The 17773-nt window shown below is 56.7% G+C and carries 19 protein-coding genes and 1 other RNA gene; 10 read left to right on the top strand and 10 right to left on the bottom strand.

The genetic code is table 11. The annotated features are described in order from the left end of the window. Window positions 1-75: 75 nt before the first annotated feature. On the bottom strand, window positions 76-261 hold the full coding sequence (locus AC6I6H_RS07730) for a hypothetical protein (RefSeq protein WP_497953166.1): 186 nt from the start codon (window positions 259-261) through the stop codon (window positions 76-78). Window positions 262-475: 214 nt separating this feature from the next. Between AC6I6H_RS07730 and AC6I6H_RS07725 the strand changes: the two genes are divergently transcribed. After that, window positions 476-979, top strand: a complete 504-nt coding sequence (locus AC6I6H_RS07725; RefSeq protein WP_497953165.1) for a hypothetical protein — start codon at window positions 476-478, stop codon at window positions 977-979. Window positions 980-1047: 68 nt separating this feature from the next. Here AC6I6H_RS07725 and AC6I6H_RS07720 read toward each other — a convergent pair whose 3' ends face one another. Then, window positions 1048-1812 (bottom strand): DUF4367 domain-containing protein, encoded by a 765-nt coding sequence (locus AC6I6H_RS07720; RefSeq protein ID WP_497953164.1) that lies wholly within the window; start codon window positions 1810-1812, stop codon window positions 1048-1050. Window positions 1813-1956: 144 nt separating this feature from the next. After that, complete coding sequence (locus AC6I6H_RS07715; protein WP_497953227.1) at window positions 1957-2148, bottom strand: hypothetical protein; 192 nt, start codon at window positions 2146-2148, stop codon at window positions 1957-1959. Between the two features lie 216 nt (window positions 2149-2364). Here AC6I6H_RS07715 and AC6I6H_RS07710 point away from each other — a divergent pair, with 216 nt between their 5' ends. Further along, window positions 2365-2562, top strand: coding sequence for a cold shock domain-containing protein (locus AC6I6H_RS07710; protein WP_347766645.1), 198 nt, complete (start codon window positions 2365-2367; stop codon window positions 2560-2562). Between the two features lie 160 nt (window positions 2563-2722). Here AC6I6H_RS07710 and AC6I6H_RS07705 read toward each other — a convergent pair whose 3' ends face one another. After that, window positions 2723-3904: an MFS transporter gene (locus tag AC6I6H_RS07705; protein ID WP_497953163.1), complete on the bottom strand. Its 1182-nt coding sequence runs from the start codon at window positions 3902-3904 to the stop codon at window positions 2723-2725. A gap of 237 nt (window positions 3905-4141) precedes the next feature. On the opposite strand from AC6I6H_RS07705, the gene AC6I6H_RS07700 reads away from it, so the two are divergent. After that, window positions 4142-5215, top strand: a complete 1074-nt coding sequence (locus AC6I6H_RS07700; protein WP_497953162.1) for a tetraprenyl-beta-curcumene synthase family protein — start codon at window positions 4142-4144, stop codon at window positions 5213-5215. A 48-nt stretch (window positions 5216-5263) separates the two neighbouring features. After that, on the top strand, window positions 5264-6229 hold the full coding sequence (gene pfkA / locus AC6I6H_RS07695) for a 6-phosphofructokinase (protein WP_497953161.1): 966 nt from the start codon (window positions 5264-5266) through the stop codon (window positions 6227-6229). Between the two features lie 93 nt (window positions 6230-6322). On the opposite strand, the gene AC6I6H_RS07690 is transcribed toward pfkA, so the two are convergent. After that, window positions 6323-6784: a peroxiredoxin family protein gene (locus AC6I6H_RS07690; protein WP_497953160.1), complete on the bottom strand. Its 462-nt coding sequence runs from the start codon at window positions 6782-6784 to the stop codon at window positions 6323-6325. 141 nt (window positions 6785-6925) lie between these two features. On the opposite strand from AC6I6H_RS07690, the gene AC6I6H_RS07685 reads away from it, so the two are divergent. Then, a complete protein-coding gene (locus AC6I6H_RS07685) occupies window positions 6926-7138 on the top strand; it encodes a DUF3906 family protein (protein WP_497953159.1) in 213 nt (70 codons plus the stop codon). Between the two features lie 126 nt (window positions 7139-7264). Here the strand turns inward: AC6I6H_RS07685 and AC6I6H_RS07680 are convergent, their stop codons facing one another. The 4 genes from AC6I6H_RS07680 to AC6I6H_RS07665 form a co-directional block, all read right to left on the bottom strand. Continuing rightward, a complete protein-coding gene (locus AC6I6H_RS07680) occupies window positions 7265-8443 on the bottom strand; it encodes a putative glycoside hydrolase (protein ID WP_497953158.1) in 1179 nt (392 codons plus the stop codon). Between the two features lie 257 nt (window positions 8444-8700). Further along, entirely contained in the window at window positions 8701-8895 is a 195-nt protein-coding gene (locus AC6I6H_RS07675; protein WP_497953157.1) for a hypothetical protein, read from the bottom strand. 135 nt (window positions 8896-9030) lie between these two features. Beyond that, window positions 9031-9849 carry a YitT family protein gene (locus AC6I6H_RS07670; protein WP_497953156.1) on the bottom strand — a complete coding sequence of 273 codons (819 nt, stop codon included), beginning with the start codon at window positions 9847-9849 and terminating at the stop codon, window positions 9031-9033. A 169-nt stretch (window positions 9850-10018) separates the two neighbouring features. Continuing rightward, entirely contained in the window at window positions 10019-10561 is a 543-nt protein-coding gene (locus tag AC6I6H_RS07665) for a DUF4178 domain-containing protein (protein WP_497953155.1), read from the bottom strand. 352 nt (window positions 10562-10913) lie between these two features. Here AC6I6H_RS07665 and cshA point away from each other — a divergent pair, with 352 nt between their 5' ends. From cshA to ssrS, 3 genes are all read left to right on the top strand, one after another. Continuing rightward, window positions 10914-12485: a degradosome RNA helicase CshA gene (cshA, locus tag AC6I6H_RS07660; protein WP_497953154.1), complete on the top strand. Its 1572-nt coding sequence runs from the start codon at window positions 10914-10916 to the stop codon at window positions 12483-12485. A gap of 203 nt (window positions 12486-12688) precedes the next feature. Next, window positions 12689-13516, top strand: coding sequence for a YesL family protein (locus AC6I6H_RS07655; RefSeq protein WP_497953153.1), 828 nt, complete (start codon window positions 12689-12691; stop codon window positions 13514-13516). A 99-nt stretch (window positions 13517-13615) separates the two neighbouring features. After that, a non-coding RNA gene (ssrS, locus tag AC6I6H_RS07650) (6S RNA) lies at window positions 13616-13797 on the top strand. Between the two features lie 160 nt (window positions 13798-13957). Here ssrS and xylB read toward each other — a convergent pair. After that, window positions 13958-15487, bottom strand: coding sequence for a xylulokinase (gene xylB / locus AC6I6H_RS07645; RefSeq protein WP_497953152.1), 1530 nt, complete (start codon window positions 15485-15487; stop codon window positions 13958-13960). 220 nt (window positions 15488-15707) lie between these two features. Here xylB and AC6I6H_RS07640 point away from each other — a divergent pair, with 220 nt between their 5' ends. Continuing rightward, window positions 15708-16484 carry a DeoR/GlpR family DNA-binding transcription regulator gene (locus tag AC6I6H_RS07640; RefSeq protein WP_497953151.1) on the top strand — a complete coding sequence of 259 codons (777 nt, stop codon included), beginning with the start codon at window positions 15708-15710 and terminating at the stop codon, window positions 16482-16484. 108 nt (window positions 16485-16592) lie between these two features. Continuing rightward, window positions 16593-17759 (top strand): galactokinase, encoded by a 1167-nt coding sequence (locus tag AC6I6H_RS07635; RefSeq protein ID WP_497953150.1) that lies wholly within the window; start codon window positions 16593-16595, stop codon window positions 17757-17759. The last annotated feature ends 14 nt before the right edge of the window (window positions 17760-17773 follow it).

Here is a 17773-nt window from a genome sequence, read left to right as displayed (position 1 = left end):
CGGATTTTTCCGGATAGGGTGCCCGGTTTCGCTTCTTCTTATGATAGCAGAAAATACTTCCGCAAGCGAAAAGCGCTACATGAACTTGCCGGTAAACACCATGTACAGAAGCAGCGCGAACGCCAGGACCACCATAACAAGAGCGGCGGTCGCCAAATAGCGGCTCAGCGGCGGCTTGATGCTGCGGCGGGAAAGAATCACAACCCCCGCGAAACAAAAGCAGGAAATAATGAAGGCTATCGATGTATCGGTGCTGTCCAACGTTTATTCACCTCGTTTGGCTCGGGAAATGTCTGCCTTCATCTTATCATAGAGAGGGGGAGGAAGGATATTGGGGGGGGAGAGGCGGGCGAAGCGAAAAAAAGGAAACAGACGGGAAATATGGACATTTTTTGTCGGTTGATACTTTTTCACGCCTGCCGCTGTCTATCGATTCGTACTGCCTAATTTCTTCTAAGAAGGGTGATGGACACGTATGAAAAAGGTATTGGCATTCTTGGCGGTTTTGGCGCTTACGGTGGGATTGGCCGCTCCCGCCATGGCCGAGCCGGCGCAGGCGGCGCTATCCGGGGAGCAGGCTTTGGCGCCTCAGGAGTTTGCTTCCGCGCTGCCGAAAGACAGCGGCGTGGTGACGCCGAATTTTGTGCTGGATCCGGCGGTTTACCAGGTGCTGGAGGATACGAACCAGATGATCGGGCTTCCCTCCAGCGGAAAAATCGGCATGAACTGCTACGCCCGGGCCCGGATGGTCGTCGACGTCCTCGGCTGCAGCATGGACCTGCAGCAGTGGGACGGCTATTCCTGGACCACGTATAAATTCTCGACCGGCAGTCTTTCGCAGGTGCGGAATTTCTCTGGCTTCCTGGAGGTCGCCGTTACGAAGGGGAAATACTATCGCCTGGTGACCACGTACTATGCCAGCGAAGGCCCCCGGTACGAATCGACGAATGACACCAGCTATCCGCTTTACGTTCCCTGACCGTCCGTCGGACCAAAAGAGGCCCCGTTCGGGCATCGGCATTGCCGTGCCCGTGCGGGGCCTCTTTCTTATTTCATGCTTTCCGCGACACGCACCAGCTCCTCCTGCGGAAACACCCCGTACAGCTGAACAATGACGTCGTCCTTGCGGAATACCAGGTTGTTCACCTGGCTGCCGACCGCAATAAAATACGCTTCCCGGCCCGATACCTGCACGGACCGGATCTCGGCGCCCGCAAAGCTCTGCACCGAGCTTTGCAGCGTGTAATCGGCGGACAGCTTTCGTTCGGCCACCGTCAAGGTTTCGTCAAACCCCGGCTTGCTCGAGTAGAGCAGCATCACCTGGTTGGTATCCGGCGTCAGCCCGATAATGTCGATGCCGGACAAGGCGTATCCCTCCGGGACGTAAGCCGGCTCCATAACCTGAAAGCCGGCCCGCTGCGAAGCGACGGAGAAGTCCTTCAGCGCCTGACCGTCCCCTGTGATCATCTTTTCCTCACGGTCGGCCGGGGCGTCGCTTTTTCGCTCGCCGTCCGAGTAAACGTCGTTGTCAAATACGAGCGCGAACGCGTCCTGTCCCACCTGCTTGATCCCCGCCCAAAACGGGTTGAAGGCTTTTATCGCAGCGGGCGAGCCGAACAGGGCGCCTCCCAAAACAAACGCCGCCACAGCGGCCGCGGCGAGCCGCAGGGTTCTCCTTCTCCGGAGCCGGGTTCGCTCTTTATCCAATGCTATCTTAACCTTGATCCACGACGGCTTGGGATCGGGCACTTCAATACCGCACTCTTCCGGGGTCAGGAAGACGTCGTCGTAATTCGGATCGTCCTTCATCATTCTCTCCTGTCCTCCAATCGGATGTCTCTCTAAAGGTATAGACAGCGGGAGAAGCCGTTTTGTTTCGTCGTTTGGACGAAAAAAAGCAGCGCAAGAAGAGCCTTTTGCGCCGCAAAAGGCCCTGCACGGTTTATTGAGGTCGCCTTATACTTCTTTAAAGGCCTTGATCATGGCTTCGTATTCTTCTTCCGTTCCCTCGAACGACTCTTTGGGGAACCGCTGATCCACCCAATTCATCATGGCGGGCCGGCTCAGGAAGGTGTGGCAGTCTTCTCCCCATTGGTCGGAGATCTCCCGCAGAATCAGATTTTTTCCGTTCACTTCCACCGTCAGCATGTTCCACTTGTCCTTCTTATAAATGACGTGCTTCTTGATCCCCTGGTTTTTCAACGTTCATTCCTCATTTGCATTCATTATTTTTCCGGTTTCCCTTACATTAGCATGGAATAAAAGAGAAATCAAAAAGCAGACCCCGGACTTGAAACTGGTTCGGGCTGATGGTATAATGTGTGTATTCGCCAAGAATGGCGATATTTTTGGGAGGTAGTTAGTTTGAAGGGTATCGTAAAATGGTTCAACGCAGAAAAAGGTTACGGCTTCTTGCAAGTTGAAGGTGGCGAAGACGTATTCGTACACTTCTCCGCTATTCAAGGCGACGGTTTCAAAACGCTTGACGAAGGCCAAGAGGTTGAATTCGAAATCACGCAAGGCAACCGTGGTCCTCAAGCAGCTAACGTCATCAAATTATAAGATCAGCAACGCTTATAAATTTGTGTGCTAGCGTATTTAGCGGTATCCCCCGGGATACCGCTTTTTATGTGCACGAAAACCCAAAAATCCGCCCCGGAAAAGAGCGGATTTTGACCCCGTTTTGCCGGGCGTGGTAAACTGGAACAGGTTCCGCCGACGCCTATGGCTGCCGCTTCGCTTCCCGGATTCCGACCGCGAAGAAGCCCGCGCAAGCTACGGCGGCGAACACGGCGGCGAAGAGAAAAACCTTCCGTCCCCCTAAGGCGTCGAACAGCATTCCTCCGACCAGGCCGCTGATCAGGCTGGCGAGCGCGCCCCAGACCATGTTGAATACGGCTTGTCCGGTTGCGCGGAAGCGGTCGGGCACCAGATCGGACAGGTAACGCAGGGCGGTCACCAGGAAAATCCCGAACGTGACGCTGTGCAGGCTTTGGATCGCAATAACGCCGTAAGGCGTGACCGGCAGCGACAACAGGGCGAAGCGGAGCGTAAAGGCGCCCGCCGCGAAGCCGAGAAGGGGAAGCTCCCGGAACTTGTGCCCGTAGCGGCTGAGCAGAAGGAAAATCGGGATTTCGCTCAGTGCGGACACCATCCAGGAAAGGCCGATGATTCTTTGCGGCGCGCCAAGATCAAGCAGGTATACCGAAAGAAACAGGTCGTTGATTTTGGCCGCAATGGACAGAAGGAACACCAATACGAGAAACACGATGAACTTGCGGGACAAGAAGACGTCGCGAATGCCGGCAAAGCTCATTTTTTTCATCGCTCCGCCTCTGGCATCGGGCATGAAGAACGCCGCCGCCAAAGCGACCGCCACCGTGGATACGCAGACGACGGCAATCGTGTCGCTTCCCTGGCCGGTCAGGACAAAGCCGAACAGCAGGGCGGCCGCCGCAAAGCCGATGGACCCGAACAGGCGGAAGGACGCATAGCTCGCGCCCGTCTGTTTCACGGTCAGAAGAATCTGGCTGTCGTTCAAGCCGTTGACCGGCGTCTGGAAAAAGTAAAAAAGGATCATGAAGGCCAGAATGCCGGCAAATTCCCGGAACTGAAACATGGCGGCCAGCGTGACAAGCTGCCCGGCGAGAACGAGAAGGATGATTCGCTTGATCGTTTGAAAGCGGTCGCTTGCGACCCCCCAGATGAGATTGGAGAACAGGCCCATGGCCGGCCCGAAGGAAGAAATCAACCCGATTTGGGTTTTGTTTAGCCCAAGCAGATAAAAATAAGTGGGAAGCACCGCGATCAGCAAGGCGTTAATGCTGTACGCGGTGAACGAGAACAGCTTCAGTGCGCCGGGGCGGGCTCCGCGAGCCGGAGAAGGTCGGTCGGCAGGTTTCATGTTCGGCTTTCGCTCCTTTAAACGGGCGGGTTCGTCTTGGTGCATGGAGGCACTAGCCGATAGTATACCATGACTTTGCCCCGGGGCGGATAAAAGATGAAGAATTTATGAAGGCGGGAGCGGAACGGCGGATGCGCTTCACAAAACGTTTTTCTTTTTTGCATACCGCTTTCTGCGGCTTTGTTATATAATATGGTGAAATTGTGCTCCCGTACTCTTGCGAATAGGAAAATCGATATGACATGGACCTTGCAGTATCCGACAAATGCATTGACCCTGATGAGCCGCGTCTATCGCCACATTTTGCCGGGTGTACGCAAGGAGCTGAACCGCTGGCGCAAGGAAGCGGAAAGCATTCCGGACCCCGAATTGCAGAGCCAGGCCATCGCAAGCATGACGTCCAAGCAATTCCATTGCCAGGGAGGCTCCGTTTACGCGGCGGCCAACCTGAAGCAAAAGGAAACGCTTATCCGGCTGATCGTGGCGTTTCAGACGATTAGCGATTATTTGGACAATCTGTGCGACCGCAGCACCTCCCAGGATGCGAAGGATTTCCGGAGGCTGCACCAATCGATGCTTGACGCCATTTCTCCGGAAACGCCGAAAGCGGATTACTACGCTTTCCGCGAGGAGAAGGACGATGGGGGATACCTCTCCAAGCTGGTGGATGTTTGCCGGTCGTGCATCGCCCGCCTGCCGTCTTACCCGCTGGTGGCGGAGGCGCTCCGCTATCAGGTTTCGCTTTACTGCGACCTGCAGGTGTACAAGCACATCCGCCTCGAGCTTCGGGAGGATTCGCTGCTTGATTGGTGGGAATCGCATAAGAACCGTTACCCGGACATATATTGGAACGAATTTGCTGCGGCCACCGGCTCGACCCTTGGCATGTTTATGCTGTTTCTGGCCGCGTCCGACCCCGCACTGGACAAGTCCCAGGTAAACGCGATCGCGGACGCGTATTTCCCGTATGTGTGCGGCCTGCACATTCTTCTCGATTACTTGATCGATCAGGAGGAAGACATAGCCGGCGGCGATTTGAACTTTTGCTTCTATTACGCCGGGCGGGAGCAGACGGCCGAACGGATCGAAGCGATCGTAACCGGCGCCAGGGCGTCCATCGGCGGTCTGCAGGAGCCGCGTTTTCACCGGATGATCATTGAGGGGCTGCTCGGCCTGTATCTCTCCGATCCGAAGGTGGCGGAACAGCCGGAAGTGAAGAATGTCAGCGGCCGGCTGATGAAGCGAAGCCCCCTGATGCGGACCTTTTTTCGCATCAACAGCATATGGATCCGGTTTTCCGGACGGACTTGACCCCACTACCTTACCAGCAAGCATTACCCCAATAGGAGGAAGAGAAAGATGTCGATTAAATCCATTGCAGTATTAACCAGCGGCGGAGATTCCCAAGGCATGAACGCCGCCGTGCGCGCCGTCGTGCGCAGCGCGCTGTACCACAACCTGAAGGTTTTCGGCGTTCAAAGAGGCTACTACGGTCTGATTCATGACGATATCCGGGAAATGGACCTGCGCAGCGTAGGCGATATCATCCATCGCGGCGGAACCGTACTTCAAACCGCCCGCAGCAAGGAAATGATGACCCCGGAAGGCCAGCAGCTGGCCGCCGACAACCTGCGTGCCCGCGGCATCGACGCGCTTGTCGTCATCGGCGGTGACGGCTCCTATCAAGGCGCCAACAAACTCAGCAAGCTGGGCATCCGCACCATGGGCCTGCCCGGCACGATCGACAACGACATTTCCTACACCGATTTTACAATCGGCTTTGACACGGCCGTGACCATCGTTGTCGACGCCATCAACAAGCTGCGCGATACAATGTCCTCCCACGAGCGTTCCTCCATTGTAGAGGTCATGGGACGCCACTGCGGCGACATCGCCCTCTATGCGGGGCTTGCCAGCGGCGCGGAATCGATTTTGGTGCCGGAGATTCCGTTCCAGATCGAGGATGTGGCGGAACGCATGAAGGAAAACTTCCGTTCCGGCAAACGCCACAGCATTATCGTGGTGGCCGAGGGCGTAGGCAGCGCCGAAGAAATCGGCAAGAAAATCACCGATCTGAACGGCATCGATACCCGCGTGACCGTGCTCGGCCACGTACAGCGCGGCGGCACCCCGACGCACAACGACCGGATTCTTGCCAGCCGACTGGGCGACTTTGCCGTACGCAAGCTGCTGGAAGGCGAATCCGGCAAAGCCTGCGGCGTGATCAACCGCGAGCTGGTGACGACGGACATCGACCTTGTCGTCAACACCAAAAAACCGTTCAACACGGAGCTGTACGAGCTCGCCCTCAGACTTTCGCAGTAAGCACAGCTATCATTTTCCTGAATATACACAACAGGCTCCCTGCATGCCGCTTATGAAGCGGTCGGCGGGGAGCCTGTTTATTGGCCGGCTTGATTAGTTCGGCGGCGTGACGATAAGCGTCTGCCGGAGCACTTCCATAATATTGTCCGGGGTCGGGTTGCCGCTGCGCGCGTACCGGATCAAGCCGTCCTTGCCGATGATGTATACCGTGCAGCGCGGACCCGTCAACCCGAGGAGGCCGGGGCTGATTTCATACAGCCGGCTGACCAGGCCGTCTTTATCCGTAACCAGAGGAAACAGAAGATGCTGCTTGTCGGCCAGATACTCATGCTCGCGTTTCGTTCCGGCGTTAATGGCGATGACGGCTGCATTCAGCTTGTCAAACTGGCTTTGGACGTCCCGCAAAACCGAAAGCTGGCGGGCGCTAACCGGGCTGTCGTCCCGGGCGTAAAAAACAAGAACGACCGTTTTCTTCCCCGCATAATCGCGCAAATCAATACGGCCTTTGGTGCTGTCCGCTGTGAACAGCGGCGCTTTCTCCCCTACCTTAAGCATACGACCCTCTCCTCATTGTTTTCAGCTTCACGTCTTTTTTCGGGTCCGGCCGAAGCCGTTGTCTGGCGGGCGTGATGCGTTGTGTGATACACTTGCCGGAACAGGGCTGCCGCCCAAATTCCTGTATTCGGGGTGAAGCGAATGCTGTTATACCGCCTTGAGGCTGCACTTGCCGACAAAACGGTCCGTCTTGCGGTCTTGGCCGACCAGGACGAAAAAGCGTTTGAATATGCCGAGACCATGCTGGCGCGCCATTATATTGTTCCTCCGGAGATCAAAGAGCTCGTCATTCTGGAGAAAAAACGGGCGGCCAAAGGAGCCGGCTATGTAATGGAGGACCCGCCGCAGACCTAAAGGAAGCCGCAGAACGTCTTCATTAATGGTATTCCAGCTTCAACGAAAAAATCCTCCGCGACTTCCGGAGGATTTTTTTGGCTTGCGCTTTACCTCAATCCGGCTGCAATTGCTTCGTCAGACCGGTTACGGGGAATAATTCACACCCGGCGTATACTTGTTGGAGGAGCTCCACAGCAGGAATTCCTCGACGCCGTTGTCTTTCAGCGCTTTGATTTGCGCATCCAGCTCCGGCTTGTCGTATTTGACGTAGCCTTGCACCCACGTTGCGGTAAAGTCCTGGATCCAGGGTCGGACGATCGGCTTCAGGTCGCCGAGCGGCTCCAGCTTCTTGGTCGTGTCCTTGCTGGCGCCGTCAATCGTCTTGTACGGCTCGGCGTCCGGCACGTTGGCGTTATACCAGCCGGTGCTGTAGTGGCTGGGATAAATCATTGCCGAGATGACGTCTACGTTTTGAGAAATCTTTTGAAAGTCCTGACCGATGCCTTCGGCGGCCGGAACGGCGGCGGCATAGCCGAAAATGTCGACCGAAACCCGGACGCCCAGCGGATTCAGCTCCTCGCGCGCATACTTCACGAACTCGGAGACCGCGTTGATCCGCGTGCGCTTGTCGCGGGTGTACTTCAGGGTTTCCGCCCGTTTCTCAAAGCCTTCCGGGAAACGGACATAGTCAAACTGGATTTCCTTGAAGCCCAGCTTGGCCGCTTCCTTGGCCACGGCGATGTTGTAGTCCCACACTTCCTTGACATAAGGATTGACGAAGCTGTCCTTTTTGCTGTTGCTCCAGACCGAACCGTCCGGGTTGCGGAACGACCACTCGGGCTTTTTCTTGGCCAGCACGGTGTCCTTGAATACCACGACACGGGCGATGGGGTAGATGTCATGCTCTTTCATTGTGTCCATCACATGCTGAATATCTCCGATAAAGTTTTTCTCCGCTCCGGTTTTGGCGAGCTCCGGATTGCCGGTCTTGTACGTGATGTAGCCGGAATCATCCTTGATGTCGATAACCAGGGAATTGAGGTCCGTCTCGTCCATAAGCTTCACCAGCTGGTCGAAGCGGGCGCCGCCCGCGCTGTAAGCGGTCGAATAAACGCCTTTGACCTTCGGTGCATCCGGCTGCGGGTCAACCTTGGATTCCGGGCGAAGGTAGTCGTCCGGACTGCCGGCCGGCGTGTTTACGTTGACAACGGCGGGCTTCGGGGGCGTTAGGGCGGCGGTTACCACCTTGTCGAGCGTGACATCCGTCTGCCCGGCGGACATGTTTCCCCAGATCATCAGTAGAGCGGCTAATAAATTTTCCATGCAAAAACTCCTTCAGTTCCGCCATCAGGCTGTATTTATGTATCGTTGGCCCTCGCCGGCCGGCCAGGGAACGAACGGTGATTCACTCGCATAATTAGACGAAAAGCGACAGGCGGGAGTTGCGGCCGGCCGGCAACATTTTTTGCGCCGGCGGAGCCTCCGCCAAATAAAAAGCGGGAACAGCCGAAAAAACCCCAACTGGCTGGCCGCTCCATCCAGAGAATGGACCTGGGCCCGGGCGCCGGTTGGGGTTTTCATCATTGCAGGTAAGCGTCCTTCTGGTGTTCGGAGATGCTGTATTGGATGATTTCCAGCGCATCCTCCGTTTCCAGGGAGTCGATTCCGTTGACCAGAACGATGTCGGAATCCAGCTCGGTCTTCTTTAGAAACGGAATCATCTGAGGCGTCAATTTCATAACTATACTGGCAAGCTTAACGGTTTCCACAAGCATCACCCTCCCAATCGAATTTTCTTGCTTCAAGAAAAGGATTCGGATCGAGCATGCGGGTCTACACACCAGGACAATATGAAATTTACACCTTGATTATACCACCGCCCTTCGAAATGCGACAGTGGCCGGCGCCTATTATTCCCTTCTAAATGCCCCCAGCACGCCAACGGTTTCCACAATGTTGACGAACGCCTTCGGGTCGTTTTCTTTTATGATTTTTTTCAGTTCCGCCAGTTCATAACGGGTCGTCACGATCATCAGCATGTCTTGTTCCTGGTGCGAATAGGCGCCTTCGGCTTTAAGCAGCGTGACTCCGCGGTTGCGAAGCAGCGCTTCCAGCAGCTTGTCCTTCTCCCGGGTGACAATAAAGGCCGTGATTTTAACGTGGCGAATGTGAATGGTATCGACCAGCTTTGACGAGATATAAATCGATAGCATGGAAAAGAGGGCCAAATCCCAATTCTCTTTATAATACCCTAAAAAAAGAATCACTAAACCGTTCAGTAGAAACATCACCGAGCCCAGCGGAAAATCGCGGTTTCGGGTTACGATGGAGCCTACAATGTCGAAGCCTCCGGTCGAACCGCCCGCCCGGAGCGAGATGCCGGCGGCCACGCCGACAAGAACGCCCCCGAATACGGCTCCGAGAATCGGCTCCTTGGCGATCGAATAAACCGGAATCAGCTCCATCAGCCAGGTGGTGGCCGCGACGGAAACCAGGCTCAGCACGATAAACCGCCGGCCGATGGCGATAAGCCCCCAAATGATCACGGGAATGTTCAAAACGAAAATAAGCAGACCGATGTTCCAGTCCGTAAAATAACCGATCAGCATCGCCACGCCGGACAAACCGCCGCTCAGGAGCTGGTGGGGGATCAGCAGCGTATTGAAGCCGAAAGCAATCAGGAAGGCGCCCGCCAGGACGGACGCAAGTTCGAACAGGGTTCGTTTCATGGTACACCTCAGTGCTAGTATTCGATGCGCCATGCAGGATTATCCAGCGCAACCTGTCTATTATATAGTCCGCCCCTGGCGGGAGACAAGGAGTTTATCGCCGCTCCGGACAAAAAAAATCCCTTCCCGGCGGATGTCCGGAAAAGGATGGAAAAGCGGAACGGGCGGGTTACACCGTAGCCGGTCCCGCACCGATGAATTTGACGTCGGCGGTTGGCACCCGCTCCCCCTGCATGGCCACGAATTTGCCGTCGTGCCATTGAAGAAAGAAGTAAGAATCCCCTTCACCGTAATAGCGCCAGACCACAATCTCGCCGCCGCTGCGAAAATCGGTGGTTCCTGCGGAAACCGACTCGAAGCCGCGGTGGCTTTCCAGCTCAAACTGGCGTTCGCCGTCGATATCGAGGCGGCTGGGAACGCTGCTCGGGTCATCCAGCGATCCTTCCAGAAATTCGCAGAGGAAGCATTCGTACTCCCGGCCGATATCCACAAGGAGGCAGGAAACATTTTTGCCGTTGCGGAGATAATAGGCATAGAGATGCGGCCGGCCCCCGGGCGGGAAATAGCGCACTTTCCCGGAAATGACGTATTCGTCCAGGCCGATATCGGCAATGTCGCCGGGCTGTGCTTCTTCGAACCAGTTTTTAACCGGCGCCGCCGGGGCTTCCTTGCGGCTGCTCCAAATCGATTTCACGCGTTTCATAATGGACATGGCGCAATCAACGCTCCCTGATTTTTGAAGTATGAATATGTTCCATTACGAATGAGCAGGGGACCGGTTTCGCCTTCATTCGGATTTTTGGGCGAAATACGCAGTTTTTTTGTTGGTTTGCCCCCGGATTGCTGGTAATTGCTTATTGGGCTGTGCTATACTAACTGATGATGTTCTTTAGTACGGCGGTATTTTCCTGCTAAAAGGGGAAATGCTTTTTTTATGCACCCAAGGGGTATGGAACGGAAGAGCCGCATTTTCCTTTAAGATACCGTACTGGAGACGCCTCACAAGGAAGGCGTATTTAGAAAGAGAAGGGCTTGGAACGCCCGGGAAAAGGAGTAGATCACGATTGAAAAATTTTAACGAATTCGGCTTCGAAGCGAAGGTTTTGCGGGCCGTTACCGAGATGGGCTTTGAGGAAGCGACCCCCATCCAGGAGAAAACCATTCCGCTCGCTCTCGAGGGACGCGACCTGATTGGACAGGCCCAAACGGGCACCGGCAAAACGGCGGCTTTCGGTCTGCCGCTGGTTCAAAAAATCCAGCCGACGGAGGAGCGCATCGTCGCGCTGATCATGTGCCCGACGCGGGAGCTCGCCATCCAGGTGGCGGAAGAAATCGGCAAGCTTGGCCGCTTCAAGGGCATTCGCTCGCTGCCGATTTACGGCGGACAGGACATTGTCAAGCAAATCCGCGCCCTCAAAAAACGTCCGCAAATCATCATCGGCACGCCGGGACGTTTGCTGGATCACATCAACCGGAAAACGATCAAGCTCGATGACGTGCAAACCGTCATTCTGGACGAAGCCGATGAAATGCTGGACATGGGCTTTATGGAGGACATCCAGTCCATTCTCCGCATGGTTCCCGAAGAGCGCCACACCATGCTCTTCTCGGCGACGATGCCCAGCAACATTCAGCGCCTGGCGCAACAGTTCCTCAAAAGCCCCGAACACATTTCCGTTATTCCGAAGCAGGTCAGCGCTCCTCTGATCGAACAAGTTTACATTGAAGTGCAAGAGAAGATGAAATTCGACGCTCTGTGCCGCTTGATCGACATGGAGGCGCCGGATCTCGCGATCATTTTCGGCCGGACGAAGCGCCGCGTCGACGAGCTTTCCGAAGCGCTGCAAAAACGCGGCTATTCGGCAGAAGGCCTGCACGGCGACTTGTCCCAGAACCAGCGCGACAACGTCATGCGCAAATTCCGCGACGGCAGCATCGACGTACTGGTCGCGACCGACGTTGCCGCGCGCGGACTGGATGTGTCCGGCGTATCGCACGTTGTGAACTTCGACCTGCCGCAGGACCCGGAAAGCTACGTTCACCGCATCGGCCGGACGGGCCGCGCCGGCAAGGAAGGCACGGCATGGACGTTCGTCACGCCGCGTGAAATCGACCATCTTCACTTCATCGAGAAAATTACCCGTCACAAGATCACCCGCAAGCCGTTGCCGAGTCTGGCAGAAGCAATCGAAGGGAAACAGAAGATGACGGCGGAGCGCCTCATCGACTTGATGCAGGAAGGCGAAAACCACGAGTACAAAGGCGTGGCCATTCAGCTGCTGGAGCAATATGATTCCGTCAACCTGCTTGCGGCGGCCATGAAGCTCCTGACCGGCGAGAAAAAGGATGTCGAAGTCGAACTGACGCCGGAAGAGCCGCTTCGCGCGAAGAAGCGCCGGCCGGATATCCGTTCGGCGGGCAGACGGCCGGGCGGTTACGGCGGCTACAGCGGCAACCGCAGCGGCGGCCAGCGCACCGGCGGCTCCTATGGCGGCGGCAGCTATGGCGGAAATCGTCCGCCGCGCCGCGATAACTGGGAAAGCCGGGACGGCCAAGGCTCCCGTCCGCGCGACGGACGCAGCGGCTACAAGCGGGACGAGAACCGCAGCAGCTACCGCAAGAACAGCGAGGAATAAGCATCATACAGGCGGGTCCTGTCCATTCCCGAGAGGGGATGGCGGACCCGCCTTTTTTGGCAGCCGGGGAGACCGGAATGTCCGGCTGCGGAGAGGCGTTGGAGCGGAGGCAGCAGGGAAGGATTTGAGTATCGGTTTGGGAAAAAATCCGCTATAATGAGAGGAAGACGGATTACTTTCAATTGCACAGAGGAGGAGCTTTTTTGGAACCACGCGGTATTATGGGAGGTTTTTACCGGATCTCCGAATGGATTATGCGGCTATCCGCTATCAATTTGCTGTGGATACTCTGCTCGTTGCCTTTCTGGTTTTTCTTTATGAATCTGCTCTTTACCCCAGAAGATCAAATTAACGCCGGTTATGTAATGACCTGGCTGTTGACGCTGGCCGTCGTCGCGCCGTTTACCCTGATTCCCGCAAGCGCTGCCATGTTTTCCGTCGCCCGCAAATGGGTGACCGGCGACGTCGATGTTCCGTTATGGAGAACTTACTGGCGCGGGTTCAAGGAGAACTACCGCCAAAGCATGCTGGGCGGTCTGTTGTTCGTTGTAGTCGGCACTTTGATGGTCATTAACTACTTTTTTTATAGAGGCCAAACCGGTTTCTATCAGGTCATTTCCATACTGTTCATCGTTTTGATGGTCCTCCTGGTCGCGGCGCTGCTCAACTTCCTGTCGATCACTGTACACCTGCACATGAAGTGGTTCCAGATCGTCAAGAACAGCGTGCTGATCACCATCGGGCAGCCGATCAGTTCCCTGATGCTGTTGGTTATGAACGCCGCCATTGTGGCGGTCAGCATGCGGTTTTCGTTCCTCATCGTCTTTTTCATGGGCAGCTTGATGGCAAGCGCTTCGTTCTGGAACTTCCACCGCGGGTTTACGCGTATTCAACAGCGGTATGCGGACAAGCAGGAAGGGGACGAAGAGGAAGAAGACGGCGAATCGGAGGGCAAGGAGGACGAAGATCAGCCTTTGCTTGCCGAAGGAGCGGAATATACCGGAATGCAGGACAAGCCGGAAAAAAATTAAGCAAACGCTTGGATTCAGGGCGAGCGGCATCAACCGGAGGTTTTGGAAAATTGCGAAGGTTGCCTTTGGCGGCCGGCAGGCGTATAATAGGTCCTACCTTGAGTCCTGCGGTGTACGTTACGGTTTTATGTTGTTTTGAACCAATGACATGTTTCTAGGGAGACCTACATTGCTTTGCGGCTGACAAGCCCCTTCGCGGGGTAGTCAAAACCAAAGCTGCGGACACCCACCTGCGAGAGCAGGTTTGAAACGCTTGAATCGGACGGCACCCGCGGGCTCTTACGGATTCCAAAAGCCAAAAGGCTGATTCTCCTGCGCTTGAAGCGCTTGGGAATCAGCCTTTTTTTGCATTTCCGGCATGAGGAGAATTGCGGCGGCGCGCACCCTGTTAGCGATACAGGCACCACGCCGCCGGTTTCTTTATTCCGGCGCCGGCCCGTCTCAGGACCGGGCCAGATCGCTCAGTTCGTGGAAGGTTTCCTTCAGAGTCGGGTACAGGGTGCGATAGACGCGGTAATACTTCTCGTAAGCCGCCTGGTTGCCCGGAATCGGCTCGACGCGGTCGACCACCTTGATCCATTCCGCGCACAGCTCGGGAATGCTGCGGCCGGTCACCCCGGACGCCGCCATTACGGCCGCCCCGTAAGCCGGACCGTCCGTCGAATTGACGGTGACGACGGCGACGCCGAAAATATCGGCGATCATCTGCCGCCAGAACGGGCTGCGTGCACCGCCTCCGTTGACACGGAGCTCGTTCACTTCCACTGAGGACTCCTTCATGAGCTCCAGGGAATCGCGCAGCCCGAACGTGATGCCTTCCATCACCGCGCGGGTCAGGTACGCCTTGGTGTGGCGCAGGTTCAGCCCGACAAAAGCGCCGCGCGCCTTTGCGTCGGGGTAGGGCACCCGCTCCCCGGTAAGATAGGGAGCAAACAGCAGCCCTTCGCTGCCGATCGGGGCCTGCTCGGCAAGGGCGGTCAGCAGCTCGTATACGTCGCGGCCCTCCCGCTCCGCCTGCTCGCGTTCCTCATGGGCGAACTGGTTTTTCCACCACTGGAACGAGCCTCCGGCCGCCAGCATGACGCCCATCCGGTGCCAGTTGCCCGGAACGCCGTGGCAGAACGAATGCAGCCGGCGTTCCGGGTCTTCCTGATAGGCGTTGTCGTGGACGAAAACAACGCCGGAGGTGCCGAGCGCCACGCTCGCGATGCCCGGCTTCACGACGCCGACGCCGACCGCGCCGCAGGCCTGGTCGCCGCCGCCCGCCACAACGGGCGTTCCGGCCGCAAGTCCGGTCGCTTCGGCGGCTTCTTCGTGCAGCTTGCCGACGATGTCGTTGCTTTCAAACAAGGGCGGCAGCCATTCCTCCCGGATGTCCAGCTTGTCCAGCACTTCGGCGGACCAGCGGCGGTTGGCGACATCGAGCAGCAGTGTGCCGCTCGCGTCGGCCACGTCGATGCCAAATTCGCCGGTCAGCCGCAGCCGGACGTAATCCTTCGGCAGCATGATATGCGCGATGCGGGCGTAAGCCTCCGGCTCGTGCTGGCGCAGCCAGACAATCTTCGGCGCGGTAAACCCGGTAAGCGCTTTATTCCCGGTCAGCTCGCCGAGCCGCTCCCGGCCGACGGCCTCCTCGATCCAGCCGCACTGCTCCTCGGTGCGCTGGTCGCACCAAAGCAGAGCCGGGCGGATGACTTGCAGGTCGCGGTCCAGAAAGACCGAGCCGTGCATCTGGCCGGACAGCCCGACGCCCTTCACTTCTTCGGGACGGACGCCGGCTTTGGCAAGCAGCTTCTTGATGCAGGCCGCCGTTCCGTTCCACCAGTCTTCAGGGTTTTGCTCCGCCCAGCCGGGATGCGGCTGAAGGAGCGGATACTCGACGCTACCGGATTCCTTAACAGTTCCGTCGGGGCCGACAAGAATGCATTTGACGGCCGATGTACCCAAATCGATGCCCAAATAGTAAGTCAACGTAATCACCTCATGATTCGTGTAAGTTGCGGCGCAAAAGGGAGCCGGTCCCGGAAAAGGTATTCCGTTTCGCTCTCTGCTATAATAGTATTCGAATGAAACCGCTCAAATCCTGCCGCACTTCGTAAATTAATTGAACAAAGTGAGCGAACCGGAAAAAACGCGGCAAACCGGGCGGCGAAGGCCGCTTGGGGTACGGCGACAGGAGGAACCAGAACCAATGTTTGCAGAAGAACGTTTAATGAGAATCGTCCGGATGGTCAATGAAAGCGGAAAGGTGACGGTCGCTCAGCTGAGCGAGGCGCTGAACGTTTCCCCCGTAACCATCCGGCGCGATCTGGAGCGGCTGGAAGAGGAGAGGCTCCTGTACCGTGCGCACGGCGGAGCGCTTTCGCGCGGAAACGGCACGCTCGACACCGCCCGGGAAATGTCCATTTCCGAAAAGCAGGAAGCTTATGCGGCGGAAAAAGACCGGATTGCCGAAGCCGCTGCGAGACTCGTGTCGGACGGCGAATCGGTTCTGCTGACGCCGGGAACGACCAACATGCGGATCGCGGCCAAGCTGTCGGGAAAGCGGGACCTGACCGTGGTGACGAACGCATCCAATATCGCGGCGGGCATCGCGGCCGAGCCGGGCTGGAATGTGCTGTTGACCGGCGGGAAAATCCGCCCGAAATCATTCGCGCTGGTCGGACCGATGGCCGAGCATTCGCTGTCCGACATCCGGGTCGACAAGCTGTTCCTGGGCGTGGACGGAGTCGATTTTACGGAAGGCTTGACCACGCCGAACCTGGAGGAAGCGGGCGTCAACCGGAAAATGATCGACGTCGCCCGGCAGGTCATCCTGGTGGCGGACCGCAGCAAGTTCGGCCGGGTGCTGTTTGCGCGCATTGCCGATTTGCGGGCGGTGGACGTGATCGTCACCGACAGCGGACTGCCGAAGGAAGCCGCAGAATACATAACCAAGGAAACGGATGCCCGGCTGCTCCTTGTTTGACAAAAGAACATTGACGAACGGGAACCCGAGGAGTAGAATGAAATCGAACAAAAACGAAAACATTTTATCATAAACGAAAGCAATTGATCTCATGAGAGAGGTGCACACATGCCTGATTTGAATGAACTGAAGCAGCGCTTTACGGAACGGTTTGGCGGTACGGAAGAAGGCATCCGCAGCTTTTTTGCTCCGGGCCGGGTCAACCTGATCGGCGAGCATACCGACTATAACGGAGGGTATGTGTTTCCGGCCGCTTTGACGTTTGGCACCACCATGCTGATTCGTCCGCGGACGGACCGCGTGATTCGCTTTTCTTCCCTTAACTTCCCGGCCGAAGCCGAAATCGTACTTGCCGAAGCCAAAAAAGAAGCGGAGCACGACTGGATCAACTATCCGAAAGCCGTCCTGGTGCATTTGGGCAAGAGGGGTTATACCTTTGGCGGGTATGATGTGCTGTACCTGGGGGAGATCCCGGGCTCGGGTCTCTCTTCATCGGCTTCGATTCAATTGGTGACGGAATTCGGCTTTATGACGATGGAAGGCCATCCGGTCGACCGGATCGAGCTTGCGCTCGTGGCGCAGGAGTCGGAAAATCAGTTTATGGGCGTCAACTGCGGCATCATGGATCAGTTTTCGGTGGCGATGGGCAAGCGGGAGCATGCGATGATGCTGAAGTGCGACGACCTTCACTACGAATATGTGCCTTTCCGGGCCAAAGGATACAAACTGGTGATCACCAATACGAACATGCGCCGCGGGTTGGTCGACTCCGAATACAACGCCCGCCGGGCTCAATGCGAGCAGGCGGTCGACTACCTCCGCGCGGCGTTCCCCGAACTGAAGCTTTTGGCCGAGCTGAATGCGGAGCAGCTGAAAGCAAACGAGCACCTGATCCAGGATGAAACGGTGCTGAAGCGCGCCCGCCACGTCATCGAGGAGAACGACCGGGTGCTGCAGTCGGTGGAGGCTTTGAAGGCGAACGACTTGAAGACGTTTGGGCTCCTGATGAATGCGTCTCACGAATCGCTGAAAAACCAGTATGAGGTAACCAACAAGGAACTGGACGTGCTCGCGAAGGAAGCGCAAAAGCTGCCGGGCGTACTCGGCTCGCGGATGACCGGCGCCGGATTCGGCGGCTGCACCGTTTCGCTGGTGGAAGAAGGAGCGGTTGACGCCTTTATCGGGACGGTCGGAAAGGCATACGCGGAGCAAACCGATTACAAAGCGGATTTCTATGTATGCGAAATCGGCGACGGAGCAAAAGAACTCGTTTGATCTATCACACGGAG

It is taken from the genome of Gorillibacterium sp. sgz306347, assembly GCF_059735245.1.
The sequence above is the reverse complement of the archived record's forward strand: the minus strand, read 5'-3'. Positions and strand labels throughout refer to the sequence as shown.